The organism is Paraburkholderia sp. OAS925 (assembly GCF_040543975.1).
Classification (GTDB): Bacteria; Pseudomonadota; Gammaproteobacteria; order Burkholderiales; family Burkholderiaceae; genus Paraburkholderia; species Paraburkholderia graminis.
In genome coordinates, this window is record NZ_JBEUNO010000002.1 from 637,971 (window position 1) to 662,774 (window position 24,804).

At 60.6% G+C, this 24,804-nt stretch carries 22 protein-coding genes and 2 pseudogenes; 14 read left to right on the forward strand and 10 right to left on the reverse strand.

The genetic code is table 11. The features are described 5' to 3' along the window. Positions 1-242: 242 nt before the first annotated feature. The 3 genes from ABIE53_RS21645 to ABIE53_RS21655 all read left to right on the forward strand — a co-directional run bounded on the left by ABIE53_RS21645 (position 243) and on the right by ABIE53_RS21655 (position 3,743). Entirely contained in the window at positions 243-2,009 is a 1,767-nt protein-coding gene (locus tag ABIE53_RS21645; protein ID WP_192699628.1) for a collagen-like triple helix repeat-containing protein, read from the forward strand. 76 nt (positions 2,010-2,085) lie between these two features. After that, positions 2,086-3,354, forward strand: coding sequence for an isoprenylcysteine carboxylmethyltransferase family protein (locus tag ABIE53_RS21650; RefSeq protein WP_192699627.1), 1,269 nt, complete (start codon positions 2,086-2,088; stop codon positions 3,352-3,354). Between the two features lie 101 nt (positions 3,355-3,455). Beyond that, a complete protein-coding gene (locus tag ABIE53_RS21655) occupies positions 3,456-3,743 on the forward strand; it encodes a transposase (RefSeq protein ID WP_006047215.1) in 288 nt (95 codons plus the stop codon). Between the two features lie 7 nt (positions 3,744-3,750). Here the strand turns inward: ABIE53_RS21655 and ABIE53_RS21660 are convergent. Further along, positions 3,751-5,149, reverse strand: a pseudogene (locus ABIE53_RS21660) (sensor histidine kinase). Next, the gene (locus ABIE53_RS21665; protein ID WP_006047217.1) at positions 5,139-5,816 is read right to left on the reverse strand and encodes a response regulator; all 678 of its coding nucleotides are present in this window, start codon (positions 5,814-5,816) and stop codon (positions 5,139-5,141) included. Before ABIE53_RS21665 ends, ABIE53_RS21660 begins: the two are co-directional and overlap by 11 nt. A gap of 241 nt (positions 5,817-6,057) precedes the next feature. On the opposite strand from ABIE53_RS21665, the pseudogene ABIE53_RS21670 reads away from it, so the two are divergent. The 5 genes and pseudogenes from ABIE53_RS21670 (at position 6,058) to ABIE53_RS21690 (ending at position 11,031) form a co-directional block, all read left to right on the forward strand. Further along, positions 6,058-7,078 (forward strand): annotated as a pseudogene (locus ABIE53_RS21670) (ABC transporter substrate-binding protein). A gap of 38 nt (positions 7,079-7,116) precedes the next feature. Further along, on the forward strand, positions 7,117-7,911 hold the full coding sequence (locus ABIE53_RS21675) for an ABC transporter ATP-binding protein (RefSeq protein WP_006047219.1): 795 nt from the start codon (positions 7,117-7,119) through the stop codon (positions 7,909-7,911). Between the two features lie 16 nt (positions 7,912-7,927). Next, a complete protein-coding gene (locus ABIE53_RS21680; protein ID WP_192699626.1) occupies positions 7,928-8,791 on the forward strand; it encodes an ABC transporter permease in 864 nt (287 codons plus the stop codon). 227 nt (positions 8,792-9,018) lie between these two features. Further along, complete coding sequence (locus tag ABIE53_RS21685) at positions 9,019-10,548, forward strand: alkaline phosphatase family protein (protein WP_192699625.1); 1,530 nt, start codon at positions 9,019-9,021, stop codon at positions 10,546-10,548. A gap of 165 nt (positions 10,549-10,713) precedes the next feature. Further along, the gene (locus tag ABIE53_RS21690; RefSeq protein WP_006047222.1) at positions 10,714-11,031 is read left to right on the forward strand and encodes a DUF4148 domain-containing protein; all 318 of its coding nucleotides are present in this window, start codon (positions 10,714-10,716) and stop codon (positions 11,029-11,031) included. A gap of 214 nt (positions 11,032-11,245) precedes the next feature. Here the strand turns inward: ABIE53_RS21690 and ABIE53_RS21695 are convergent, their stop codons facing one another. Then, the gene (locus tag ABIE53_RS21695) at positions 11,246-11,494 is read right to left on the reverse strand and encodes a hypothetical protein (protein WP_107706996.1); all 249 of its coding nucleotides are present in this window, start codon (positions 11,492-11,494) and stop codon (positions 11,246-11,248) included. Between the two features lie 119 nt (positions 11,495-11,613). After that, positions 11,614-12,660, reverse strand: coding sequence for a squalene/phytoene synthase family protein (locus ABIE53_RS21700; RefSeq protein WP_192699624.1), 1,047 nt, complete (start codon positions 12,658-12,660; stop codon positions 11,614-11,616). A gap of 95 nt (positions 12,661-12,755) precedes the next feature. On the opposite strand from ABIE53_RS21700, the gene ABIE53_RS21705 reads away from it, so the two are divergent. The 3 genes from ABIE53_RS21705 to ABIE53_RS21715 all read left to right on the forward strand — a co-directional run bounded on the left by ABIE53_RS21705 (position 12,756) and on the right by ABIE53_RS21715 (position 15,297). Then, positions 12,756-13,226, forward strand: a complete 471-nt coding sequence (locus ABIE53_RS21705) for a MarR family winged helix-turn-helix transcriptional regulator (protein WP_044020370.1) — start codon at positions 12,756-12,758, stop codon at positions 13,224-13,226. A gap of 242 nt (positions 13,227-13,468) precedes the next feature. Next, positions 13,469-14,941: an ATPase domain-containing protein gene (locus ABIE53_RS21710; protein WP_006047226.1), complete on the forward strand. Its 1,473-nt coding sequence runs from the start codon at positions 13,469-13,471 to the stop codon at positions 14,939-14,941. Positions 14,942-14,946: 5 nt separating this feature from the next. Beyond that, entirely contained in the window at positions 14,947-15,297 is a 351-nt protein-coding gene (locus tag ABIE53_RS21715; RefSeq protein WP_006047227.1) for a response regulator, read from the forward strand. A 37-nt stretch (positions 15,298-15,334) separates the two neighbouring features. Here the strand turns inward: ABIE53_RS21715 and bla are convergent, their stop codons facing one another. Next, the gene (gene bla / locus ABIE53_RS21720) at positions 15,335-16,282 is read right to left on the reverse strand and encodes a class A beta-lactamase (protein ID WP_192699623.1); all 948 of its coding nucleotides are present in this window, start codon (positions 16,280-16,282) and stop codon (positions 15,335-15,337) included. A 100-nt stretch (positions 16,283-16,382) separates the two neighbouring features. Here bla and ABIE53_RS21725 point away from each other — a divergent pair, with 100 nt between their 5' ends. Continuing rightward, on the forward strand, positions 16,383-17,261 hold the full coding sequence (locus ABIE53_RS21725; RefSeq protein ID WP_006047229.1) for a LysR family transcriptional regulator: 879 nt from the start codon (positions 16,383-16,385) through the stop codon (positions 17,259-17,261). Here the strand turns inward: ABIE53_RS21725 and ABIE53_RS21730 are convergent. Both ABIE53_RS21730 and ABIE53_RS21735 read right to left on the reverse strand, forming a co-directional pair. Further along, entirely contained in the window at positions 17,258-17,512 is a 255-nt protein-coding gene (locus ABIE53_RS21730) for a hypothetical protein (RefSeq protein WP_006047230.1), read from the reverse strand. The two genes, ABIE53_RS21725 and ABIE53_RS21730, sit on opposite strands and share 4 nt — an antisense overlap. A gap of 40 nt (positions 17,513-17,552) precedes the next feature. Beyond that, entirely contained in the window at positions 17,553-18,047 is a 495-nt protein-coding gene (locus ABIE53_RS21735) for a lecithin retinol acyltransferase family protein (protein ID WP_192699622.1), read from the reverse strand. Between the two features lie 462 nt (positions 18,048-18,509). Here ABIE53_RS21735 and ABIE53_RS21740 point away from each other — a divergent pair, with 462 nt between their 5' ends. Both ABIE53_RS21740 and ABIE53_RS21745 read left to right on the forward strand, forming a co-directional pair. Next, positions 18,510-18,797 (forward strand): hypothetical protein, encoded by a 288-nt coding sequence (locus tag ABIE53_RS21740; protein ID WP_006047232.1) that lies wholly within the window; start codon positions 18,510-18,512, stop codon positions 18,795-18,797. 5 nt (positions 18,798-18,802) lie between these two features. Further along, entirely contained in the window at positions 18,803-19,573 is a 771-nt protein-coding gene (locus tag ABIE53_RS21745) for a PP2C family protein-serine/threonine phosphatase (protein WP_029967036.1), read from the forward strand. A 19-nt stretch (positions 19,574-19,592) separates the two neighbouring features. On the opposite strand, the gene ABIE53_RS21750 is transcribed toward ABIE53_RS21745, so the two are convergent. From ABIE53_RS21750 to ABIE53_RS21760, 3 genes are read right to left on the reverse strand one after another with little or no spacing between them, the layout of a single operon-like run. Continuing rightward, positions 19,593-20,951, reverse strand: a complete 1,359-nt coding sequence (locus ABIE53_RS21750; RefSeq protein WP_192699621.1) for a sigma-54 interaction domain-containing protein — start codon at positions 20,949-20,951, stop codon at positions 19,593-19,595. Then, the gene (locus tag ABIE53_RS21755) at positions 20,951-24,007 is read right to left on the reverse strand and encodes a peptidase domain-containing ABC transporter (RefSeq protein ID WP_192699620.1); all 3,057 of its coding nucleotides are present in this window, start codon (positions 24,005-24,007) and stop codon (positions 20,951-20,953) included. The genes ABIE53_RS21750 and ABIE53_RS21755 overlap by 1 nt, the downstream gene beginning before the upstream one ends. A gap of 42 nt (positions 24,008-24,049) precedes the next feature. Then, positions 24,050-24,802: a peptidylprolyl isomerase gene (locus tag ABIE53_RS21760; protein WP_107707003.1), complete on the reverse strand. Its 753-nt coding sequence runs from the start codon at positions 24,800-24,802 to the stop codon at positions 24,050-24,052. Positions 24,803-24,804 lie beyond the last annotated feature (2 nt).

A 24,804-nucleotide genomic window follows, 5' to 3' on the forward strand; every position in this document is an offset into this window, starting at 1 on the left:
CTCGCGCGCTTAGCGCTGTAAGTGGGTGCGCGCGCCGTTACGACGGAGCTGGGCGTTACGTAGCGTGCGCGGGAACATCGGCGCGTGCGTCTTTGGTTTTCAGATCGTTTTTGGCATTAAATTCTATGCGCGGCGCCGAAACATTGTTTTGATGCCTCGTTTGTGCGATTTTGCGCCAGGCTCAGCCTATGGCGCGGAGCTTGCAGATATGTCCCCGTCAATAGTCGTTCAACGGGGACATCATGATCAAATTTGCCAGCCGCACTGCTATCGCCGTCGCGGCATCGACATTACTCGCGCTCTACGGCTGCGGTTCGACGCTTAATACGCCGACCAAGAGTCCGCTTACGCCCAACACCAGTGGACTCGGCGGCGGAGGACTGGGTGGGACTTCGGGGAGTTCGGGCGGGTCGGGGACATCTGGAAGTTCGGGCACTTCCGGTAGTTCGGGTACTTCAGGGACTTCGGGTACTTCGGGTACTTCGGGTACTTCGGGTACTTCGGGGACTTCGGGGACTTCGGGGACTTCGGGGACTTCGGGGACTTCGGGTACTTCGGGTACATCCGGCACTTCAGGCACTTCAGGCACTTCAGGCACTTCAGGCACTTCAGGCACTTCAGGCACTTCAGGCACTTCGGGTACTTCCGGTACTTCGGGTACTTCGGGTACTTCGGGTACTTCAGGTACTTCGGGTACTTCGGGTACTTCGGGCACCTCGGGCACCTCGGGCACTTCCGGCACTTCGTCCGGCACAACCTCAGGCACTGGCACTTCAGGCACTTCAGGTACTTCCGGCACCTCCTCGACGCCGATAGGCCAGGTCGTCATCAACGCCAGCAACCTCATCACCGCTGTCGGCACAACCGTCGCCGATACCGGCAGTAGAGTCACCGGCACATCCGTTCCCGGCGTCAACAACGCAACCACCGCGGGCCTCGGCAACGCCGTGACCGATCTCGGCAATGCCGTCAAAGCTCTCGGGGACGGCAGCGCCGCCGGCCTGGGCACGTTGGGCAGCTCGGCCAATCCGCTCAACCCGACACTCGGTTCGACGTCAGGCGTCGTGTCCAACGCGGCCGCCGCGGTGACGTCGCTCGGCAGCGCGGTCACGAGCCTCGGCAGCGGACCGCTCGCGCCGGCTGCGCCACTGACGTCGACGCTCGGCAGTGTCGTCGGCGGTGTCGGAAGCGGCCTGAATGCGGTCGGCTCGGGGCTCAGCACCACGCTGGCCGGCGCGCCCGTGCAACAGGTCGAGACTCAACTCAGCTCGGTCATCAATCCGATAACGGTCGCCGTGTCGAACACGACGCAGACCGTCGGCAATGCAACCGGCCTCGGCTCGCCGCTCAACGCGCTGCTGAGCACCGTCGGCAATGGACTCAACTCCGCGGGACTCAGCGTGTCGGCCGCGACCGGCGATCAGGTCGGCAAAGACGTCGGCGGAGTCGTGAGTCAATTGGGCAAGACAGTCACGACCACGGGCGGACTGCTCACGGGAGCGACGACAAATCCGCTCGCGCCGCTTACCGGCGTGCTCGGCCCGCTAGGCGGCGCGAGCGCAAGCGGCAGCGTATCGATCCCGCCGTTGACTGGCCTCATCGGCAACTTGGGCTCGCTCGGCGGCAATGCAGGCGCGAACACGCCAGGCAGCGCTGCGGGGCTGCTCGCGCCCGTGACCGCGCTTCTCGGCACTGCGGGCTCGCTCGGCGGCGCGGGCGGTGGGACGGGTAGCACGGGCGGCAGCGCAAGCGGCCCGCTTGCCCCCGTCACGACGCTTCTGGGATCGCTGACATCGGCGGTCGGCGCGGCCGGCGCGACCGGTGCAGCAGGCGCGACGGGCGCGGCCGGCGGATCGCAAGCCGGCGCGGCCGCGAATCCGGTCACCGGCCTCATCACCGGATTGACAGGCCGTTCGAGCGGCGGCACGTCGTCCAGCACCAACCCGCTTGCGCCAGTGACAAACCTCGTCGGCGGATTGCTCGGCGGCGTCACCCCTGCGAAGAAATAACCACTAGCCCGAAGCGGCCGGGACCCAAAACAAAATAACGCCCGGCCGCCGCTTATGTCATGACGACGAGGATGACATGACCTCCAGCATCGAGACCTTTGCGCGTGCCGACGATCCGGCTCCGCGCTCGGCAACGCCGTTTTCCGTGGGCTTATTGGGCATGCTCGCCGGCCTGCTGACGCTGTGGCTCGTGCGCGATAGCACCGCGCTGGACGGCGCCACGCGCAGCACCGTGGCCTGCCTCGCGATCATCGCTACCGTGGGTGCTTACGAGCTGCTTGTCGCGCGCGTCTATTTGCGTCCGAGCGCGGGGCTCACGCGTCGCGCGCTACGGTCGCTCAACATCGCGCGCGTCGCAATGCGTCTTGCGTCCCTGGCCTGTATCTATGCAGGCATCGGCGCGCTTTACTGGCTATTGCCCGAATACCACGGTTCGTTCTATCACCCGTTCTGGTCGCTGATTGGAACGCTCGCACCTTACGTGGCAGTGGCCGCGCCGTTTTACTTTGCGTGGATGGACACGCATCAGCGCGAAACCGACGACGCCTATCTGCTGCTCGCGCGTCTGCTGTTACGCGGCGAACGTCCGTCGAACTGGCGGCCCCTACGCGAAATGCTGGCCGGCTGGATGGTGAAAGCGTTCTTCCTGCCGCTGATGACCGTCTATCTCTCGACCAACGCAGCCCAACTCAACGCTTCGCTTTCCGCCGCATTGAACGCGCCGTTCTCTCTTGCAACGTTTCGCTTCATGTACGACCTCTCGTTTGCAATGGATCTGATGTTCGGCACCGTCGGCTATTTATGCACGCTTCGCATTCTGGACAGTCATGTGCGCAGCGCGGAGCCGACCACGCTCGGCTGGCTCGTTGCGCTCATCTGCTATCAGCCGTTCTGGTCGCTGATTTCCAGTCAGTACATTCGCTACGAAGGCTCGATGTTCTGGGACAACTGGCTTATTTCGATGCCGGTATTACGGATAGTCTGGGGCTCTGTGATCGTGGCGCTACTGCTGTGCTATGCCTGCGCCACGATGTCTTTTGGCTTGCGCTTCTCCAATCTGACCAACCGGGGAATCATCACCTCCGGACCTTATCGCTTGACGAAGCATCCTGCCTATATTGCCAAGAACCTGTCGTACTGGATGGTGAGTGTGCCGTTCATCGAGCCTCTGGGTTGGCGAGTCGCACTCATGCATTGCGCGGCACTCGTTGCAGTCAATCTTCTCTATTTCGTGCGGGCGAAAACAGAAGAAAAGCATCTGATGAACGACCCCGACTATCGTGCATACGCCGAATGGATCGCGAGAAACGGCCTCTTTGCAAAGATAACGCGCGCGTGCCGATAGAAGACGCAGGAGGCAATTTGACCGGACACAGAACTTTTACTAGCATCGTCAGCCACGCAACTCAACGACTGCGTCCTGCACACAGTCAATCAAGCTGGCCGATGCTAGAAATTCCCCTCTCCGACGCCGATTGGGCGCGAGTCCAGAGTCTATTTCCGGAGCCTGTTGCCACTCGCGGGCGCCCGCGCCGCAGCGACCGCGAGATTCTCAATGCAATACTCTGGTTGCAGCAGAGAAATGAAAAATGGCACCGGCTGCCCGCAACATTTCCGCCACAGCAAACCTGTTATCTCCGGTATATGGCGTGGAAGAAGTCGGGCGTGCTCGATCAGGTGAACGAGCGCTTGCCTGAGTGCAATGCGGAATACGCTGACGGCTGCGATACGTAACGCATTATCAGGCGGCGCGTGAATGCACTGCCGCCGCCGCACGCGGAAAAGACACGCGCATATGCACACCCTTGCCGCCCTCGCCCGTGTCGAGCGTGATATTGCCCGCATGTGCGTCCGCTATTTCGCGCACGATGGCGAGTCCGAGACCGGTGCCCTCCGTATCCGTCGACGCGCGAAAGAACGGTTCGAATATGCGGCTACGGGACTCGGCGGGAATGCCCGGACCGTCGTCGAGCACGCTAACAGTGACGCTATCGGCATCGGCTTTCACTGACACGGTGACATGCCCGCCGCTGCCCTGTATAGCGAATCGCGTTCTCCACAAGGTTCGCAATTAGCGCTTGCAACAGGCCGCGGTGTCCTGCCACTGGCGCGCTATCGCAAAGCTCCGCGCCCAGGTCAATCTCGCGGCCTTGTGCGAGCAGCGCGAGATCTTCGACTACTTCAAGGGCTAACGGCACGAGGTCGACTGTCTCGACAACGACCTGACTGTTGTCCGCCGCTTCTGCTTGCGCAAGCAACAGCAACTTGTTGGTGAGCCCGACCATCGACCGGTTACTGCGATGCATGGCGGCGAGCGCTTCGTCGAGCGCGGGATTGACGCCGCCCTGTTGCCGCGCAAACTGCAATTGCGTGCCGAGCAACGTAAGCGGCGTGCGCAACTGATGTGCGGCGTCGGCGATAAAACGGCGTTGCGCGGCAACCTGCACGCCGAGGCGCGCAATGCATTGGTTAATCGCCTCGACAATGGGCCGCAGTTCAGTATGCAAACGGTCCACGCGAATCGGTTCGAGTTGCATCGGATCGCGATCGGCAACCTCTTCTTTCACCTTCATCAGCGGACGCAGTTCGAACGTCAAGCCGATGCACACGAGCGCAACGGCCAGTGCGATCATTTCGATCTGCCGCACGAGTTGCGGTTGCCATAACTGCTCGGCCATCGCGTCGCGCGAACGCACGGTCTTGCCGACGGTGACGCGCACGCGGCGTGTCGCGCCGTTGTCGTACATGAGCCGCACGATTCCCACAGCACGCACGTCCTGGCCGTAGAGCGTGGTGTCGTAGTGGTCGGGCGTATCGGCCGCTTGCGTGGGGCGCGGCGGAAAGTCCGGCGTGCCCGCAAGCAAATGCCGGCCGTCGACATTGACGCTGTAAAAGACTTGATCGCGATAAGGCGACGCGAAAATTTCGAGCGCCGCAGGCGGTACATCCACGCGCAAAAAGCCGTCTACCCATTCCACTTCGCCGGCAATCATCCGCGCGGAAGAAATGAGCTGATTGTCCTGCACGAGATCGGCGGTTTGCCTCGCATTGTCGTAGGCCGCCTTGCCGGTCACGAACACGTACAGTGCAAGCGGCACCAGCAACCACCATAACAAGCGGACCCGCAAACTATTGGTCATCTTCTTTCTTGCGCAGCAGATAACCGAGTCCGCGCAGCGTGACGATAGCCGCCGAACTGCCGTCGAGCTTCTTGCGCAATCGCGAGATGTAGATCTCCACCGCGTCTTCGCTCGGCTCATCGGCGAGCGTGAAAATGGCGTCGACGAGCGCGGGCTTCGTCACCGTTTTGCCGAGCCTCAAGATGAGCGTTTCGAGCACCGAGCGCTCGCGCGGCGTCACATTGAGCGGCGCACCTTTCAGCGTGAACTGGCGCGTGTCGATGTCGAACGTGAGATCGCCGCACACCACTTCGCTCGCCTTGGAGGGCGACTGCCGCCGGATCGCCACCTTGATTCGCGCGATCAGTTCCCGCACTTCGAATGGCTTCACGAGGTAGTCGTCCGCACCGGCGCCGAGCAATTCCACTTTTTCGTCGATGGAACCGCTCGCCGTCAGAATCAGAACGGGCGTAGCGTCTCCTCGTTGACGCAGCCGGCGCAGCACGTTCTTGCCCGACAGCTTCGGCAGATTCAGGTCGAGCAGAATGACGTCGTAGTGATTCGACTGCAGCAAACGGTCCGCCGCGTCGCCGTCCTGCACGGCGTCGAGCGCGAATGCCTCCTGCTCGAGCATCTTCGCGAGCCAGTGCGCGAGCGTGGGATTGTCTTCGATGAGCAGCAGCTTCATGGCGGGAACGGCAAAAGTCAGGGCGTCGATTGTGCCGTAAAAAAAGGGCTTTGCGCGTATTGCGAGCCGATGTGCCGCGCAGCGCGCGACGCACGCCCCGCGGCACTTCGGGGTTAACACTCATGGTTTCCCTACAGCGCCGAAAGCTCGCAGAAGGTTTTCAATTTCTATAATCGCCGTCATTCATCCAAAAAGCGCCGCGCGCAACATCGGGCGGCGACTAAACCCAGGAGACTGCCTCATGCGTACCTTGCGCCAGATTGCCGCCGTGTCCAGTGTTGCGTTTGCCCTCGCCGCTGCTTCGACCGCCGCTCATGCGGAGAAAATCACGATCATGGTCGGCGGCGCCGCCAAGATCATCTACCTGCCGGCGCGACTCACCGAGCAACTCGGGTACTTCAAGGACGAAGGCCTCGACGTCGAAATTCTTTCGCAACCGGCCGGCGTGGACGCGGAAAACGAACTGCTCGCAGGCGCGGTGCAAGGCGTGGTGGGCTTCTACGATCACACCATCGACCTGCAGAGCAAAGGCAAGGAAGTCGAGGCGCTGGTGATCTTCGGCCAGGTGCCCGGTGAAGTGGAGATGGTTTCCACGAAAGCCGCGGACACCTTCAAAAGCATGGCCGACGCAAAGGGCAAGACGCTGGGCGTAACGGGCCTGGGCTCATCGACGAGTTTCCTCACGCAGTACCTCGCCCAGCGCGCGGGCGTGCCGTCCACGCAATACACGCTGCTGCCGGTGGGCGCGGACAACAGCTTCATCGCGGCCATCAAGCAAAACCGGATCGACGCCGGCATGACCACGGAGCCGACAGTCTCGCAATTGCTGAAGACCGGCGATGCAAAAGTACTGATAGACATGCGCACGCTCGAAGGCACGCGTGCCGCGCTTGGCGGCACCTATCCGGCTTCCAGCTTCTACGTGCAACGCGCGTGGGCCGAATCGCACAAGAGCGACGCCGCCAAACTCTCGCACGCTTTCGCAAAGACGCTGAACTTCATCGCCACGCATAGCGCCGAAGACATCGCCGCGAAAATGCCGAAGGACTACTACGGCAGCAACAAGGATCTGTATATCGGCGCATTGAAGGCTTCTCTGCCGATGTTCACGAAGGACGGCAAGATGCCCGCCGACGGCCCAGAGACCGTGCTGCGAGTACTTTCCGCATTCAATCCTTCGGTGAAGGGCAAGCATATCGACCTCGCCAAGACCTACACGAACGACTTCGTGGGCGGCGCCGGTCAAGACCGCGGCGAAGTAACGCCGATCAACAACAAGAGAACTGCGAGGCATCAGCCGATGAATCAACCCATGTCACGCGAGACGCCTGCGATTGAGTTGCGCAACGTATCTTGCCGTTTCATTTCGCCGGACGGCAAGGCCACCGTTGCGTTGCGCGACTTCAGCATGTCGGTGGCGCGCGGCGAGTTTGTCGCTATCGTCGGCCCGACGGGTTGCGGCAAATCCACGACGCTCAGCATGATTACCGGCTTGCTGAAGCCCACTACCGGCGAAGTTCGCGTGATGGGCGCGCCCGTTGACGGCATCGATCCGCGCATCGGCTTCGTGTTCCAGGCGGACGCGGTGTTCCCGTGGCGCTCGGTCATCGACAACGTCGCGGCCGGTCCGCTGTATCGCGGCCGCTCGAAATCCGCCGCCTACGACGAAGCGAACGAATGGCTGCGCCGCGTGGGCCTCGACAAGTTCAGCAAGCATTATCCGCATCAACTTTCGGGTGGCATGCGCAAACGCGTGGCGCTCGCGCAGACCTTCATCAACCGCCCCGAGATCCTGTTGATGGACGAGCCGTTCTCGGCGCTCGACATGCAAACGCGCACGTTGATGCAGGACGAACTGCTGCAATTGTGGGGCGGCGCGGGGTCGGTGGTGTTCGTCACGCACGATCTCGAGGAAGCAATTGCACTCGCCGATCGCGTGTTCGTGCTGACCGCGCGGCCCGCTACGCTGAAGAAGGTTTACGAAATCGACCTGCCGCGTCCGCGCGTCACGTCGGAAGTTCGCTACGACCCGCGTTTCATCGAAATCTCGCGAGACATCTGGCACGACCTGCGCGAAGAAGTGCAGATCGGTTAATCAAGGAAAGGCAAACATGTCGACAACCCCTCAACAGACCATGCCTACCGGCATCGACACTGCTTCGCTCGACGAGGTCGAACGGGTCGCGCAAAAACGTATTCGCCAACGTCAACTACTGGTGATTTCTCTGCGTATCGCGGTGCTCGTGGTCGTGCTCGGCGGTTGGGAACTGTCCGCTCGCCTGAAGTGGATCGACCCGTTCTTCTTTTCGATGCCGAGCGCGATTTTCGATCAGATCGTCGACTGGTTCGTGAACGGCACCTCGCAAGGGCCGCTTCTCACGCAGGTTTGGGTCACGCTGGAAGAGACCGGACTCGGCTTTATCATCGGTTCGGTTGCCGGCATATTCTGCGGCATCGTGCTCGGACGTAACAAGCTGCTGTCGGACGTATTCAGCCTGTACATCAAGATCGCGAACTCGATTCCGCGTGTGGTGCTGGGTTCCGTATTCGTGATCGCGTTGGGCCTCGGCATGGCTTCCAAAGTCGCGCTCGCGGTGGTCATGGTGTTCTTCGTTGTGTTCGCGAATGCCTTTCAGGGCGTGCGCGAAGCGGATCGCTACATGATTGCGAACGCGCAGATTCTCGGTGCGTCTCGCCGCCAGGTGACGACGTCGGTTGTGATTCCCTCGGCATTGAGCTGGATTCTCGCGAGCTTGCACGTGAGCTTTGGCTTTGCGCTCGTCGGCGCGGTGGTCGGCGAATTCCTGGGCTCGAAGCAAGGTATTGGCCTTTTGATTTCCACTGCGCAAGGCGCGTTCAACGCAAGCGGCGTGTTCGCGGCGATGATCGTGCTCGCCGTCGTCGCACTCGCCGCGGACTATCTGTTGACGGCCGTCGAACAACGCTTGTTGAAATGGCGCCCCGCCGCAGTTTGAAGTTCAGTCGCGTCGCCGTGGTGTAAAAGCACGGCTTGGCAGTAAAAGAAATGCCGTTCGGTCGCCGACCGAGCGGCATTTTTTCTTTGCATCGTTGAGTTGTTGCAAGCGCCGCGCGCGTGCGGGCCTTTCCATGGGACGCTTTCACTAGCGCGCGTTTTGCGCTACGTTTGCAAGCTCACGCATGACAAGTTCAGTCTTGCGTACTTCCTGCTGGAGCGATGCACATGGACGACGTCCCATTCGGCAAAGCGGCACAACAGCAAACCCCTGCGCAGAACGACCCGATTCGCCACGTAGTCGTTCTGCTCATGGAAAACCATTCCTTCGATCAGATGCTCGGCTGCCTCGACGAAGTCCACAAGGATCTGGACGGCGTACGCAACGCTGCGGCGAAAACAAATGACGACGGCAAAGGCCACGTCTTCTCACCTCGTCCCACGTACGCGCGACAAATGAAGCTCGATCCGGATCACCGGCATTCGGCGGTGTTAAGGCAGATCGACGGGGACAACAGCGGCTTCGTACGCTCCTTCACGGACGATTATCCCAAGAGCAGTCTTGCCGCGCGGCAAGACATCATGGGCTACTACCCACGCGGCTTCCTGCCGGCGCTGCATACGCTCGGCGAGCACTTCACCGTTTGCGACCGATGGTTTTCGTCGATGCCCGGCCCGACCTGGCCTAACCGCTACTTCGCGCTTAGCGGCACTTCGAAAGGCCGGGTTGGTATGCCGTCCGGCCTCGATGCACTTAATCCGAAGTGGTACACCGAACAGGACCAGGACACGATTTTCGACCGCCTGAACGAGGCGCAAAAACGCTGGCGAGTTTATTTCTACGACTTTCCCGCGTCGTTGCTGTTGAAGAATCAACGCAAACCCGAGAACCTCGCGAATTACCGCTACTTCGATACGTTCTTCCGCGATGCGGCCGGCGCCGAAGACGCATTTCCCGAGTTTGCACTGATAGAGCCGAAGTACTTCGGCGAGGCGCAAAACGACGATCATCCGCCACACAACATCATGAAAGCGGAAAAGCTGATCGCGGACACTTACAATGCACTGCGCTCGAACCAGCCGTTGTGGGAAAGCACTTTGTTAGTGATCCTTTACGACGAGCATGGCGGCTTTTACGATCACGTGGTGCCGCCGCGAGATGCGGTGGCGCCAGACGAGCATACGAACAGCTTCGACTTCAAGCGCCTCGGCGTGCGCGTGCCCGCGATTCTCGTTTCGCCGTGGTGCGATAGCGGCGTTTGTCACGCGCAATTCGACCATTGCAGCCTTCTGAAGTATCTCTGCGACAAGTGGAAGATGGCGCCGCTCGGCAAGCGCACTGAAGCCTCGGCAAGCGTCGGACTCGCAATCCGCGCTACCGGCGCGGCGCGTGCCGATACACCGCAGTTCATTCGCGTGAGCAATCAATCGCTCATTCCGGAACACGTGGAACTGGAAAAGAAGTCGTCGAATAACAATCAGCAGGGGCTGCACCATTTCGCGGACTTTCTTCACGCGGAACTGGATCGATTGACGACGGAGGCGGTCGTGTCGGCGACGAATGTCGCGCGTGCGCAGAACGGCTGGGTGCGCATGAAAAGCGCGTTAGGTTCGGCGATGATCGGCGTCGGACAGTGGCTTAGCAAAGACTTCTATCAGGCGCGCGATCAACGCGACGCGCGCACGAACCACGCATTCACACGGCTATCGGAAGGCGCGCATGAGCCTCATCAGGCTCCCGATACACGCGGCGATTGAGAGCGCATATAGCCTCGATAGCTCAGGACGTTTATCTCATTTCCAGCAACGAAGTTTACCGAAATGCGCCATTACTCTCTCCAGTTTGCGAACCTACAATGTAATCACTGGCTGCGAACAACAAGGTTCGTAGCGCAATAAAGACCGAACTGGAGGTAGTTAATCATGAAATCGCTCATTCAAGCCGTTGTTGTCGCCACCGTGCTGGCCGCTCCTGTCGCTTCGTTCGCGCAGTCCAATGAGCCCGTGACACGCGCTCAAGTGCGCGCCGAACTGGTCCAACTGGAAAAGGCCGGCTACGAGCCGAGCCGTGCCGACCGTTACTATCCTGCCGATCTACAGGCTGCACAAAACCGCGTTGCCGAACAAAACGGCACCGCCCAGCCGGCGATATCGAGCTACGGCGGCGCGGCCACCGGCTCATCGCAATCGGGCCGCACGGGGTCCGCTAATGGCGCGAAGTCCATTTACTTCGGCAACTAAGAAGGAACGGTTCGCGGTTTATCGCGCCGCCAGGGCGCATCCCGTTTGATCCGTTCCAAACGAACTGGCCCGCGACCGGTTGTTCCGATCGCGGGCCAGTTCGCTATGTGTTACCTCCGTCATCGGCTACCGATGACTTCGCCTGGATCGCACCGGTCCAGGCGTTTTTTTTGCCAATGCCGACAGTTGTGCGTGCAACGAGCCGACTGGCGAATCAGTCGCGAGCGATCAGATCGCCCACCTGGCCGCGGCCCGTGACGAGGCAGCTCGACAGGAAATTTTCACCCTGGCTGCTTGCGCCGGCTTCTCCGAAACCCTTCTTGAACGCGTTCGCCTTGACGAGTTCCGCGCCCTGATGGCACGTGATCGTCCCTACTTCACCGGCCTGCGCGCGCATGAGCGCGCGGTCGGCCAGCAGATAGCCAAGCAACAGCACCACCGCAATATTGAACGCCTGTCTCATGGATCGTCTCCTCCTTCGAGGAGACTAACGCGAACCCTCTGCGCGCGGTGTTAGGGGTTTCCCGATTCTCGGGTGTCTTCTGATGCAGGTTAAATCGCGCGAGATCAGAGAAGACCGTGTCAGAAGCGCGCTTCGATGTCCCGAATGCGTTGCTCGATTGATCGACGCACCAATGCATTGGAGGGCACCAGCAGCAGCGACGACGCGATGATCCCATACACCTTGTTTCGCCGCACCTTGGAGACCTGCTGCGGATCGAGCCACGCCTTGTTGTCCACGAGCAGCAGCAGCGTTTCGAGGCCGATCAGAATCGGCCACAAGCATGCGAGCCGCAGGCGCACGGAAAAAGCGGGAATCGCGAGTGTGTAATCGAGCGCCTCACGGAAATGATCGAGCGTCTTGCGCAACAACTCGACCATCAGCGGACGCGCGCGCAGCGAATTGGCTGGCAGCAAAAGATCTTGCGGGCTCAGGCCGTGCTGTTCCAGCATCGTTTGCGGAAGGTAGCAGCGGCCGATGCGCAGGTCTTTGCCGCAATCGCGCAATACGTTGGTCATTTGCAGCGCCTTGCCGAAGCGCACACCGCGGGCGGCCATGATGTGCGGCCGCTCCTTCAGCGTGCCGGGCATATGCGCGTAGGTCATCGTGGTCCAGAATTCGCCGACGCAACCCGCCACCAGATACGTATAGCGGTCGAGCTCACCATATTCGCGCAGCGCCGCGATGCGGCCCGAGCGTTCGTCGGGGAACGTGCGCAGGTCGAATTCCATGCCTTCGGTCAACGTCGACACAATCGCGCGCACGGCGTTGCGGTCGGGCTCGCTCAATTGCGTCAGCACGTCTAGCGCGGGACCGAGCGATTCGAGCAGCAGCTTCTCGTCCGACTGGCTCTGCTGGCCCGCCACTTCTGCGGCCATGCGCTGAAACAGCGCGCCGTCGTTTGCCACGCCGTTGATCTGATCGCGCAATGACAGCAGCAATTGGAGCCGCCGTTCGGGCGCGATCAATGAAGTATCCGCGATGGTATCGGCGGCACGCGCGAGCAGATAGGCGAGGCCGATTGGATCGCGCATGCCCACCGGCAACACGCGAAGCGTAAGGTAGAACGAGCGTGATACGCCTTTCAGGAGCGGACCGAGAAGAAAGGCCCGGGTCGGAGTCGGCATGGGTGCGATGTCAGTATTGGCAAAATTCAGGCGGTGGGCAATTGTATACGGCAAGCCGCGCTAAGATGCGGGATAGCCTGAATCTCGTGCCGACAATGAGCAAAAACCAGAATTCGACTCTTGAACCCAGCGCCACGCGTACTCGCCGACCCAGCCTGCGGCTCACTTATGTGATCGGCAGCCTCGACCGTATCTTGCGGCGTCGTATGAGCGAAGCCCTCGCGCCGCTCGGCTTGACCCTCGCGCAATTTACCGCGCTCTCCGTGCTTGAAGCGAAAGGGCAAGCGTCGAACGCGCAGCTTGCCGAGCGCTCGTTCATCACACCGCAATCAGCCAACGAAGTGATGAACGCGATGGCGAGCCGCAACTGGGTGAGCCGCGAGCCCGATCCCACGCATGGCCGCATCGTGCTGCTGCAACTGACCGACGAGGGCCGTACCGTACTGCGCCAATGCGAGCAGGCGGTGAAAGCCATTGAAAAGCAGATGCTCGAAGGCATCGAACTGGAAACAGCCGGCACGGTGCAGCGCCACCTCGAAAGTTTCGTACGCAATTTGCGCGGGTAGCGTCGGCGAGCACTGGCGTCTGATAATGGCGATGACTTCGTGCCGCCGCGCCCGATATGCCACGTCGCACGTACTTCTTTTGTACTTTCGGGCGCTTGCCGAACACAACTTTTCAATCTTCGCTGCTTCGTATTCACGCCACTGCGGGTAAACAGCGGGAACGCACTTTGCTGACGTAGTTAGCTTAAGCAACGCACTGACGTCAGCGAGCGCCGCTAGTCGCAGTCCAACCACACACGATAATGAACATTCACGAATCGCCGCCCCTCTCTCGCACTAACGTCGAAACGGGCGTGCCCGGCCTTGACGAGATCCTGGGCGGCGGTCTCGTGCGCGGCGGCGTTTATCTTCTCGAAGGCATGGCCGGCGCCGGCAAGACGATCCTGTCGAGCCAGATCGGCTTTCATCGCGTAAGCCGCGGCGAGAAGGTGCTGTACATGACGCTCATCGCCGAATCGCACGACAAGTTGCTTGCGCACCTGAAAGGCCTGACTTTCTTCGACGAAAAAGCCGTCGCGCAGCAAATGCTTTTTGTCTCTGGCTATCACGAACTGATGCAGGACGGCCTGGACGGCTTTCTGAAACTCATTGCGTCGAGCATTTACGATTACCGGCCGAGCCTGATGATCATCGACGGCTTTCGTAGCGCGCGCGAGTTCAGCGAGACGGAGCTGTCGTTGTCCAAGTTCATTCATGAGCTGAACGCTCTCGTCGCGGCAATGGACTGCACGACGCTGCTTCTCGCGCCGCTGTCCGGCAACGAGCCGCATCCGGAACATACGCTTGTCGACGGTCTGATCGAACTCAACCGCTATAGCGACGGCATGCGCCGCGCGCGCGAAATCGAAGTGCACAAGATGCGCGCGCGCAATCATCTGATGGGCAAGCACTACTTTCGCATCGCCGAAAGCGGGCTTCTGATGTTCCCGCGTCTCGAAGCACAATGCGCCGCGCCGAGTGGACCGGTCGATCTTAAAGCGCGGGTTGGCTTCGATTTGCCGCATCTCGATGTCATGTTCGGCGGCGGTCTGTCGCAAGGCTCGACCGCGACGTTGATTGGACCGTCGGGCGTCGGCAAGACGATGCTGAGTTTGCAGTTTCTCGCAGCGGGCGTCGCGCGCGGCGAACGTTGTCTGTATCTCGGCTTTTACGAAGGACCGCAACGGCTCCTCGGCAAAGCCGAGGCCGTTTCAATCCCGCTGAACGAAGCGTATGAAGACGGCCGTCTCCTGATTCAATGGCAGCCCGCCATTGAACTCGCCGTCGACGAAATCGCCGCGAAGGCGCTCGCCACCGCGAAGAACATGGGGGCGACGCGCATGGTGATCGACGGAGTGGAAGGCTTCCGCGATTCCGCGTTGCGCGTGGAGCGCTTCGGGCTGTTCCTTAACGCATTGCTGCATCAATTGCGCGAGGCCGGCATCACGACGCTGGTCATAGAAGAAATGCCGCTCCATTCCGATCACGGCCATTCGAGAACCACGCGCGTTTCGGCACTCACCGAGAACCTCGTGCTGCTGCGTTACGCTGAGACAGACGCGGGACTGCGGCGCGCGATCTCCATCGTCAAGCAGCGCGAAAGCGCACATGATCCGTCCACGCATGAGCTGGTGATTTCGTCGCAAGGGCTCGATGTTATCGAAAGCCCGCTCAGCGCCACGGTTTCTTCGGCATCAGGTCTGTCCGCGACGTTGCAGCCGCGGCGACCGGCGTAGCACCCATGAAAACCATTCTGGTCGTGGATGACGAATTCGACATCCTCACGGTATGGCGGCTGCTGCTCGAGCGCCACGGCTATACGGTATTGACCGCATCGAATGGCGCCGTCGCGCTCGAGCAAATACGCAGAACGAGGCCCGACATCATCGTATCGGACTGCATGATGCCGGTCATGTCGGGGCTGCAACTGTGCGCGGCGCTTTACGCCGATCCCGAACTGCGCGACATTCCGATCATTCTATGCAGCGCGGCCGCGGATATTCCAGTGCAACCCAATCCGTCTATCGAATACGCGCGCAAGCCGATCGCGTTCGACGCGTTGCTCGCAATGCTCAAGCGGATGTCGGTGTAGCGCTTCTCTTACTGCGGCTCACCACCGCCTTGCAGCGTCAAACCGACTCCACCACCAGCGCGCCGACGTTTGCAATCGCCGCGTTGTTGCGCGCGGCGTCGCCCGCAGTGCCGGTCAGATAAACGGCGACGAGAACCGGGCCGCGTCCCGGCGGCCAGAAAATCGCCACGTCGTTCGCGGTGCCGTGATCGCCCGTGCCGGTCTTGTCGCCCACGCCCCAATCTTTCGGCAGCTTTGCGCGCAGACGCGCGCCGCCGGTCTCATTGCCCGCGAGCCACGCGAGCAATTGCACTCTCGATGACGACTTCAAACGCTCGCCAAGCAGGAGTTCGCGCATATTGCCGAGCATTGCATTCGGTGTCGTCGTATCGCGGGGATCGCCAGGCGTCGCCTCGTTCAACGTCGGCTCATTGCGGTCCAGCCGCGTGATGCCGTCGCCGAGACTACGCGCGAATGCAGTCAGTGCAGCAGGACCGCCGAAGCTTTGCAGCAGCAGATTAGCCGCGGTGTTGTCGCTGAGCGTGATCGCCGCCTTGCACAACTCCGCGATACTCATGCCCGCGTTGCCGGTGCGCTCGCGAGTGTGCTTCGACGTCGCCGGCGAGTACGGCACCAGTTCGCTTTCCGGATAGACGATGCGCCGCTGCAGATCTTCTTCGCCGCGATCGACACGCGCGAGGATCGCCCCCGCGGCGAGCAGTTTGAACGTGCTGCACATCGGAAAGCGCTCGTCCGCATGCAAGCCGGCGTGCAGTCCCGAGGTCGTGTCGACGATCGACACGCCGAGCCGTCCACCGCTTTGTGCTTCGATCTCTTGGAGCCGCGCGCGAATCGCATCGGCTTTCGCGAACTGTTGCCGCTGCCGCGCTCCATTGATTGCCTTGCCCGATTCCGCGTTCTTGCCCCACGCGCCGCCGTTGCCGAACGCAACCCCAGCTATCGAAACGCCCAGCATCGCACCCGCGAATTTTCTTCTCGTGATCATTGCCGCTCCTTTGTGTGAAGCCGCAACTATCGGTTTTCCCGCCGCCGCTGACAAACGATGATAAGTTAATGCGCTCACAAGAAAAACTTATGCCTCGGCCATGAGACCTTATCTTCCGCTTAACGCGCTGCGCGCTTTTGAATCCTCCGCCCGGCACTTGAGCTTTACTCGCGCGGCACTCGAACTGAATGTCACCCAGGCCGCTGTCAGCCAGCAGGTCAGATCGCTCGAAGAACGTCTCGGCACCACGCTATTCAAACGCTTGCCGCGCGGTCTCGCGATGACCGACGAGGGTCTTGCATTGCGTCCCGTCCTGACTGACGCATTCGATCGCATCGAAGCCGTGCTCAAGCAATTCGAAGGCGGCCACTTTCATGAAGTGCTGACGGTCGGCGTGGTGGGTACGTTCGCGGTCGGCTGGCTCATGCCGCGGCTAAAATCGTTTCGAGAGGCTCATCCCTTCGTCGAATTGCGGCTTCTGACGAACAACAATCTCGTGGATCTCGCGACCGAAGGCCTCGACTTCGCAATCCGTTTCGGCGACGGCACGTGGCCCGGTTCGCTCGCGACACGCCTGCTCGATGCACCGCTCGCGCTCTTATGCACGCCGGAAATTGCAGCGCGTCTGTCGACGCCCGCGGATCTCGCCGACCAAACGCTGCTGCGTTCCTATCGCGCGGATGACTGGAGCAACTGGTTCGCCGCTGCGGGCATTCCACCGCGGCCCATTCGCGGACCCGTGTTCGATTCTTCGCGATTGATGGTCGAAGCGGCGATGCAGGGCGCGGGCATCGCACTCGCGCCCGCGCTGATGTTCGATCGAGAGATCAATACGGGCCGCCTCGTGCGTCCGTTCGATGTCGAAGTCCATGCCGGCAGTTACTGGCTCACATGGCTAAAGGGCAAGCCGATGACGCCCGCGATGCTGCTGTTCAGTCAGTGGCTCATCAAGGAAGCGGCCACACACACGCCGGATTAGCACAAGCCCGTGCGACGATAGCCGTTCATCGCGGGGCGTTCGGCTTGCGGCGGAAATACATTCCACGAACCGTCGTCGTGACGGAAGAAGAAGATCGACAGCAGGCCGCCCGGACGCAGCGCCTCGACGCGCACGAAACGCTGATGCAGTGACGCACGGTGGCAGAACTCGACCACTCGTGCCGGCATCGACGGCGTAGGTGCAAGCCATTTGTCGACGGCCCAGTGCAAGGTCTTTTCAGCAGCAGCCATGATGTTCTCCTCGGTTTCTTCACTCATCTCTTTCGATAACTCACGCCACTTGCGCGGCAAACTGCCTGTTCTTCGCGCCGGCCTCGACGAATGCCTTCACGAGGCACATCAGCACGTGCATGCCGGTGCGCGGATGGCGCAAGCTGCAATGCACCTGTTCGCTGCGGCTTTCGCCAAGCAGCACCCACGCGCAGAAGTGTTCGCAGTTGTTGGTCAAGAGGCGGTAGCGGTTCTCACCGAGACGTGAGCGCGCGCGGCGCACTGCTTCTTCGCCGAGGTAGCGCGCGCCGAGCGTCGCTCTGATCGTCAGCGGATGCCCGGCAGCGAAGCGGTCGAGTTCGACTTCTTCAACCGGGCCGCGATGCGCCGAACCGGCAAAGCCCGCGTAATGAACCACACGGCCATTGCCCACATAAATGCCGTGATGTTCGTAACCGCAGCGGGTGGAGACCAGATGCGAACCGATCGCCAAGTCGATGGTGGACGACGGTTCATCGGCCGCATCGCTTGTCGTCTGAAGAGAGTTCGTGTTCATGGCTTGCCTCGTTTGTTTCCAACACTGTTGCGAGGTCTTTCGCATCATCCGGGCCATGCGCTCGGAAGCCCTTGTCTATAGGGCTTTGCGCGAAAATGCGCGGCTTTTAACGACGCGAGTGTGGGCCTTGAACCGACAGAAATCGGGTCGATGTGTTGGCGATTGGCGATCTTTTGTCACGTCACGAGCTGTGCTTTGGAGAGCTTTTTGGAAGCCTCGCGATGCATTGAGAAAGTGTTGGGCCCCACACCGGTCGTGACGCGTGAATGTTGGCTACTGCCCGACCTATCGCTTTGCATGCGACTCGCCCGACACGCTCCGAGCGGCCCGCAGCCCCACGCCAGTCAACGCATTACCGAAGAAACGCAGGACGTCGCGTACAAATTGGCATAGCGCTTGCACTATCTCGCCCAGATCCACAAAAACCGCGCGCGTCGCGCACGCGGTCAACCGGAGAACGACATGGCTTCTATTTCTGTCAACGATCTTTCGCTGAACCTCGCACTCGACCGCAAAGCAATGGCGGCGATTCGCGGCGGAGGCGGTGCGCCGTGGGTCTATGGATGGATTCAGCCTTATGTGCGGGAAACGCCGAGCATTGGGCCGGTCGTGAACCTGTACGAGGTGTCCAACAACTTCTATGCTAACCAGATGATCAACCAGTTCCAGTCGGTCGACGTGCGCAATACCGGTGCGAACTCGAACATTAGCGTCGCTCCCGACGCACGCAGCAGAAACGATATGGTGTAGCCGTTGTGACTTGCGCGAGCCAATTCCGCTGGACGTCGTGCGCGCGTTCCGACGCGGGATGCGTGCGTGAAGTCAATGAAGATGCCTGCCTCGACGACGCCGAACTGGGACGCTGGGCCGTCGCGGACGGCATGGGCGGGCACGCGGTCGGCGACCTCGCGAGCCGCCTCGTGATCGACGCGCTAAAGCGGCTCGCGCCGCCCGTCAGCATGAAGGCGTTTATCGCGGACGCACGCGCGCATTTGCAGGTCGCGAATCGTCAGTTGAGAGAAGAGGCCGCGCGCCGCCAGGTGCAGCGCATCGGCAGCACTGTCGTCGTGCTTCTCGCGTGCGATCGCTTTTGCGGCTATGTGTGGGCCGGCGACAGCCGCCTCTATCTCGTGCGCGACGGACAACTGCGCCAACTCACGCGCGATCACAGTCAGGTTGAAGCGCTCAAGTCGCTCGGCGTGATTACCGATGAAGAAGCGCGGCATCATCCCGCGCAGCATATGATTACGCGTGCCGTGGGCGCGACCGATCTGCTCGAACTCGACGACGATGCAATCGAAGTCGCGGACGGCGACATCTTCCTGCTGTGCAGCGACGGCCTGAGCAACGAGGTCGACGAAGCCGACATGCTGGCGGTGCTCAACACAGCCGCCCACGCCGACGCGCCGGATCTACTCGTGAGCCTCGCGCTCGAGCGCGGCGGCCGGGACAACATCACGGCAGTCGTCGTGCGCGCGGAAGATCCTTATGCCGCCGACAAAACGCTGCTGAATCCCGCGCCATGACAGAGCGGACATCGTCGCTTTATGCCTCGCCATCGTCTTCTTCGCGCTCGTCCGCGCCGTTCCGGTCTAAAGGCACAACATTGCGATTGCGAAACTCCTTCGAATGAAGCCCGTGTTTTTTCAGCAGCATTTGCAGATGCGAGCGGTTCATGTCAATACGGCGCGCCAATTCCGCGACGGTGCCGTTCACTTCGCGTAGTCCGCGTTCGAGAAAGGCTTTCTCGGCGTCGTCACTCGCCGCGCGCTTCGCGTCGCTGAGCGACATGAGATTCGCCACGCTGATCGGCTGCTGTCCCGAGCCATTCGCGACGCCTTGCAAGGCCGCCGCCGAACCGGGCGCGGCGGGCCGCATGTCGGTCGGCAAGTGGTCGACATCCGCCATGTCGCCGGCGAGACACGAGATGCGGTACATCACGTTACGCAATTCGCGGATATTGCCGGGATAAGCGTAGTTGAGCAGAAAGTCCCGTAAACGAGGGGTTAATCTCACTGGTCTGCGCTTGAGCGTGCCGGCAGCTTCGTCGCCGAACCAGGCAATCAGCAGCGGAATTTCGTCGCGCCGTTCACGCAGCGGCGGCAGCGTGACGTGAATCACACTGAGCCGGTAGAACAGATCTTCGCGGAACCTGCCTTCCTCGCTCAGCTTGCGCAAGTTGCGATTCGTTGCCGCGACAATGCGCGTATCCACCGCAATGGTTTCGTCGGAGCCGACGCGTTGAATCTCGTGCGCTTCGAGCACGCGCAACAGTTTCACCTGTCCGGCGAGCGGCAACTCGCCGATCTCGTCGAGAAAAATAGTACCCGTATGGGCACTTTCGAATTTACCCTTGCGGTCATTCGAAGCGCCGGTAAACGCACCCTTGCGGTGACCGAACAGTTCCGACTCCAATAGATTGTCCGGAATCGCACCGCAGTTCACGGAAATAAATGGCTTATCCGCACGCGAGCCGTTCGCATGAATGACCTTCGCCATCAGTTCCTTGCCGGTGCCGCTTTCGCCGTCGATCAGAACCGGCAAGTCTGTCGGCGCGGCCTTCTCGGCAATTTCCAGCGATTCCAGGAGCCGCGCATTGTCGCCGAACGTGCCTTCGAAAATGAAGCTGCGCGCGAGCAGTGCCTGCCTGCGCGCCCCGCGCGACTGCTCGGCGCGCTGCTCCGGCTCCGCCGACGTCGCGGCCTGCACGAAGCGCTCTTTGTGCGATAGCTGCATGACTTCATCGCGCAGCGACGTGGCCTGCCTCAACAGCTTGTCGATGTCGGTGCGTTCGAGTCGCGACGACCATCGCAGCGTCGAGCGCAGAATTTCAATCCGCTCGATCAAACCCGCATACGAAATCGCCGGACTGATGTCTTCAATCTGGTCGAGTATCTTCATCATCACGCACTCAGTTGTTTCTGCACGAGTTGGTAGTACATGCCACCGCGTTGCAGCAGTTCTTCGTGACGGCCCTGTTCGACAATCGCCCCTTCATAAAGAACAAGGATCTTGTCGGCACGCATGATCGTACTCAGCCGATGCGCGATGATCACCGCCGTGCGGCCTTTCAGAATGTCATGCATATTGCCGAGAATGTTGCTTTCCGACTGCGAATCGAGCGCGGACGTCGCCTCGTCGAATACGAGCAGACGCGGATCGTGATACAGCGCGCGCGCAATGCACAGCCGCTGTATCTGACCGCCCGACAAACCAATTCCGCGTTCGCCGACAATCTGCTCATAGCCGAGCGGCATTTTGCTGATGAACGCGTGCGCGTCGGCCATTCTCGCGACTTCCTCTATACGGCGGCGGTCAGGCGCATCGTCGCCGCTTGCGATGTTCTCGGCAATCGTGCCGGAAAAAAGCAGGTTGCTTTGCATCACATAGCCAATCTGCGCGCGAAAATAGGCTTTGTCGACCACGCTAAGGTCATAACCGTCGATCGACATCTTGCCTTCGCTCGGCGCATAAAAGCCCACCAGCAACTTCGCGAGCGTGGTCTTGCCTGACCCGCTGCGCCCGACAATCGCGACCAGTTCGCCGGGCTTGATGTCGAAACTGATGTTCTCCAGCACATAGGCGGAGTCGTTCTCGCCATAACGGAAGTACACACCGCTCAGGCTTATTTCGCCTTGCAGCTCGGGCAACATCACGCGTGAGGGCAGATCTTCCGGCTTTTGTTCCGGCTCGATGTCGAGCACGTCGCCGAGCCGTTCCATCGCGACGCCCGCATCGTTCAGCATGCTCCATAAGCCGACGAGTCCCATCAACGGGCCTAACACGCTGCCCATGAATGCGTTAAATGCAATCAATTGGCCGATTGTCATTTCGCGCGCAAGCACGAGATTCGCACCGACCCATAGAATTGCAATCGTGGTGGCGGCGTTCAGCAATTGGCTGCCGAGCCCGACAAGAATATTGAAAGCGTGCGCACGGTACTGCACTTCCAGTGCTTTTGCGTATTTCTTTTCCCAGCGCAAACGCACGGGCCGTTCGATGCCCATGCCCTTGACCGTCTCCACGCCGGCCAGCGCCTCCATGAGAAACGACTTCGATTCCGTCGACGCCGTGAACACCTCGCGCGCATAGTTCTTGATCTTCGGCGTGGCCAACGCGGTCAGCGCCATGATAGGAATAACGAATCCGATCAACACGAGCGTCATCTTCACGTTGTAGACGAACATGATCGTGAAGTAGATGAACACCATCAGCAGGTTCAGTGCGGTCGTCACCGTCGATTCGGTGAGAAATGCGCGAATGGTCTGGTTCTCCTGAAAGCGCGCGAAGATGTCGCCGGTTTTGCGCTTGGCAAAAAACGAGAACGGCAGCGACAACGTGTGCTTGAAGAACTGCGACATCATCGCAAAGTCCATATTGCGCACCATGAAATTCGCGAGATACGCGCGAATCGACGACATGAGCTGCGAGAACACATTGGCAATGATGAGCCCGCCAATCAGCAGATGCAGCAGGCTCACGTTCTGATGCACGATCACACCGTCAAGAATGTTCTGGATGATGAGCGGCGGAATCACACCCAGCACCTGAATCACGAATGTCGCGAGAAACAGGTGTCCGAGAATTTTTCTGTACGGCTTCAGGTAGCCGACAAAACGTATCCACGGCGAACGCGCCGCCGACATTTGCACGAGTTGCGGCCCGCCCGTAAACAGCAGACATGTGCCGCTCCAGCCGCGCTCGAAATCTTCGACCGTCAACTTGCGAAAGCCGAGCGCCGGATCGGCGATCCATACATATTCGGTAGAGAGGCCGTACACCACGACATAGTGATAGCCTTCCCAATGCACGATGAACGGCAAATCGAAACCACGCAGCGAATCGAACGTGCACTGCACGCCACGCGCGGTGAAGCCAAGCGATTCGCCCGCGCGCGCGAGACTGTCGAGCGTCGCGCCTTGCGTCGTCACATTCGCGAGCTCGCGCAATTTGCCGAGCGTCATCGGAATGCTGTAGTGGCGGCAGATCATCGCGAGACACGCGGCGCCGCAATCCATTTCTTCCGCTTGCTCGACCAACGCGAAGCGCTTGATTATCTTCTCGCCCAACGCGGGCTTGCTCTGCAAATCGAGCATAAGCGGCAGTTTTCGGCGTTGCTCGAGCCGCTTTTGCCGCTGCAATTCGCGATCGCCATAACGAATGCGCTCGTCCAGTACTTCGCGCAGCTTCGGATTGCGTTCGAGTATGAAGTGCACGGTGCGCTCGGGAATCACCAGCAGCCGCGCGTCTGTCGACGCAATCACCGAAGCCATTTGCTCCTGGCGCATCAAGCACGCCTTTTCGCCGAATATCTCGCCTTCGCCGAGCGTGGCGAGCGTGTAGTCGCGCCCTTCTTCGTGCCGGACAATGCGTACCTCGCCTTGGCGCACCACGTATAAGCGCCGGTCGTCGCGTGCGTCCTGCCGCAGGATTTCCTTGCCCGCCGCCACGCGTTTAACGCCGACGCTACGCACATATTCTTCGAGTTCGGCCTTGTTCAGTTTGCCGCGCAAATCGAATAGCTGCGCGACAAAGCCACCCGCCGAATTGATCGCCACATAGCTCGCGACAAACGCGAGCGCCGCCTGATTGCCGGCCATGACGGGCTCGATTGCCGCGCGCGGAATAAACAGCAATTCCGTTTTCGCCGACGCCCGCACCGACGCCTCATGCACATACGTCCGCAGCATTGCAATATCGGCGAAGATCTCGCCCGACTTGCGCACGCCCATGCTCGTTTCCTTGCCGTGCTCCTCGACGAAGATGCGTACCGAGCCCGAGCGGACTATATACAAACCGTCGGCTGTCTCGCCTGTCGAGCACACGGTTTCGCCAAACGAATAGAAGCGCGCTTGCGCATATTCGGCTAGACGTTCGATCTCGTCGCGCGAGAAAGGCGACAGTATCTCCACCGAGGCAAGAAATTCGGCGGCGGACGGCGCGGTCTGGGGTGCATCCATAAGCGTGCGGACCTCGGTTCGACTTCTGACGGTGGCGCCCGGTTAGCGCGCTTCGATCACATGCTCCTGCGCACGCGCGATCAGCCAGCTTTCGCGCAAAAGCCGCCTGACCTCAGCGGCCACGTCGGCGTCGAGCGTCGCTGGGTATTTCGCGGTCACCGCGAAGATCTCGAAGCACGAGCGATCCGCCGACGGAAACGGCCCGAGCAGATCGCCCACCGCCGCGTTAAAGATCTTTGCCTCGATGTCCGGCTTTAACGAGCCACGCAGTACTTTGCCGATCACACCGCCCGCTTCTCGCGTATCGGCAATCGAATGCTCGCGCGCCATGTCGGCGAAACTATCGGGATCGTCGCGCAGATACGAGATCATTTCCTTCGCCTTGCCCTCGCTGTCGAGCACGATATGGCTCACTTCGATTGCATCGAACTTCGGCGAATTGAGCGCGAAGTAGTCTCTGACGGCCGCTTCGTTGCCGACTTGGTCGAGCATCTTCTCCTGATACAGGCCGTCCGTGATGAACGCCTCGAATTCGTCGAGACTCACGTTCAGCACGTCGAGATACTGGTTCATATCCGTCGCGCGATGCAGCCCTCGCACGCGGCGAAACTGATCGGCGCGCTCCTGAATGTCGTCGGCGGTGACGACGATGCCCTGCTTCTTCGCCGCGTGCACCGTCAGCTTGTCGCGCACTATCTGCTCTATCAGGCTTTCGAACTGGCCAGTCAGTTTGAGAAGCCGGATGAACTCGCCCACATCCACGACTTCATCGTCAATTCGCACTATTGCGGTCATGT

Coding starts and splice junctions, on each gene's coding strand:
- ABIE53_RS21645 (WP_192699628.1), top strand. CDS start 243: ATGATCAAATTTGCCAGCCGCACTGCTATCGCCGTCGCGGCATCGACA.
- ABIE53_RS21650 (WP_192699627.1), top strand. CDS start 2,086: ATGACCTCCAGCATCGAGACCTTTGCGCGTGCCGACGATCCGGCTCCG.
- ABIE53_RS21655 (WP_006047215.1), top strand. CDS start 3,456: ATGCTAGAAATTCCCCTCTCCGACGCCGATTGGGCGCGAGTCCAGAGT.
- ABIE53_RS21665 (WP_006047217.1), bottom strand. CDS start 5,816: ATGAAGCTGCTGCTCATCGAAGACAATCCCACGCTCGCGCACTGGCTC.
- ABIE53_RS21675 (WP_006047219.1), top strand. CDS start 7,117: ATGAATCAACCCATGTCACGCGAGACGCCTGCGATTGAGTTGCGCAAC.
- ABIE53_RS21680 (WP_192699626.1), top strand. CDS start 7,928: ATGTCGACAACCCCTCAACAGACCATGCCTACCGGCATCGACACTGCT.
- ABIE53_RS21685 (WP_192699625.1), top strand. CDS start 9,019: ATGGACGACGTCCCATTCGGCAAAGCGGCACAACAGCAAACCCCTGCG.
- ABIE53_RS21690 (WP_006047222.1), top strand. CDS start 10,714: ATGAAATCGCTCATTCAAGCCGTTGTTGTCGCCACCGTGCTGGCCGCT.
- ABIE53_RS21695 (WP_107706996.1), bottom strand. CDS start 11,494: ATGAGACAGGCGTTCAATATTGCGGTGGTGCTGTTGCTTGGCTATCTG.
- ABIE53_RS21700 (WP_192699624.1), bottom strand. CDS start 12,660: ATGCCGACTCCGACCCGGGCCTTTCTTCTCGGTCCGCTCCTGAAAGGC.
- ABIE53_RS21705 (WP_044020370.1), top strand. CDS start 12,756: ATGAGCAAAAACCAGAATTCGACTCTTGAACCCAGCGCCACGCGTACT.
- ABIE53_RS21710 (WP_006047226.1), top strand. CDS start 13,469: ATGAACATTCACGAATCGCCGCCCCTCTCTCGCACTAACGTCGAAACG.
- ABIE53_RS21715 (WP_006047227.1), top strand. CDS start 14,947: ATGAAAACCATTCTGGTCGTGGATGACGAATTCGACATCCTCACGGTA.
- bla (WP_192699623.1), bottom strand. CDS start 16,282: ATGATCACGAGAAGAAAATTCGCGGGTGCGATGCTGGGCGTTTCGATA.
- ABIE53_RS21725 (WP_006047229.1), top strand. CDS start 16,383: ATGAGACCTTATCTTCCGCTTAACGCGCTGCGCGCTTTTGAATCCTCC.
- ABIE53_RS21730 (WP_006047230.1), bottom strand. CDS start 17,512: ATGGCTGCTGCTGAAAAGACCTTGCACTGGGCCGTCGACAAATGGCTT.
- ABIE53_RS21735 (WP_192699622.1), bottom strand. CDS start 18,047: ATGAACACGAACTCTCTTCAGACGACAAGCGATGCGGCCGATGAACCG.
- ABIE53_RS21740 (WP_006047232.1), top strand. CDS start 18,510: ATGGCTTCTATTTCTGTCAACGATCTTTCGCTGAACCTCGCACTCGAC.
- ABIE53_RS21750 (WP_192699621.1), bottom strand. CDS start 20,951: ATGATGAAGATACTCGACCAGATTGAAGACATCAGTCCGGCGATTTCG.
- ABIE53_RS21755 (WP_192699620.1), bottom strand. CDS start 24,007: ATGGATGCACCCCAGACCGCGCCGTCCGCCGCCGAATTTCTTGCCTCG.
- ABIE53_RS21760 (WP_107707003.1), bottom strand. CDS start 24,802: ATGACCGCAATAGTGCGAATTGACGATGAAGTCGTGGATGTGGGCGAG.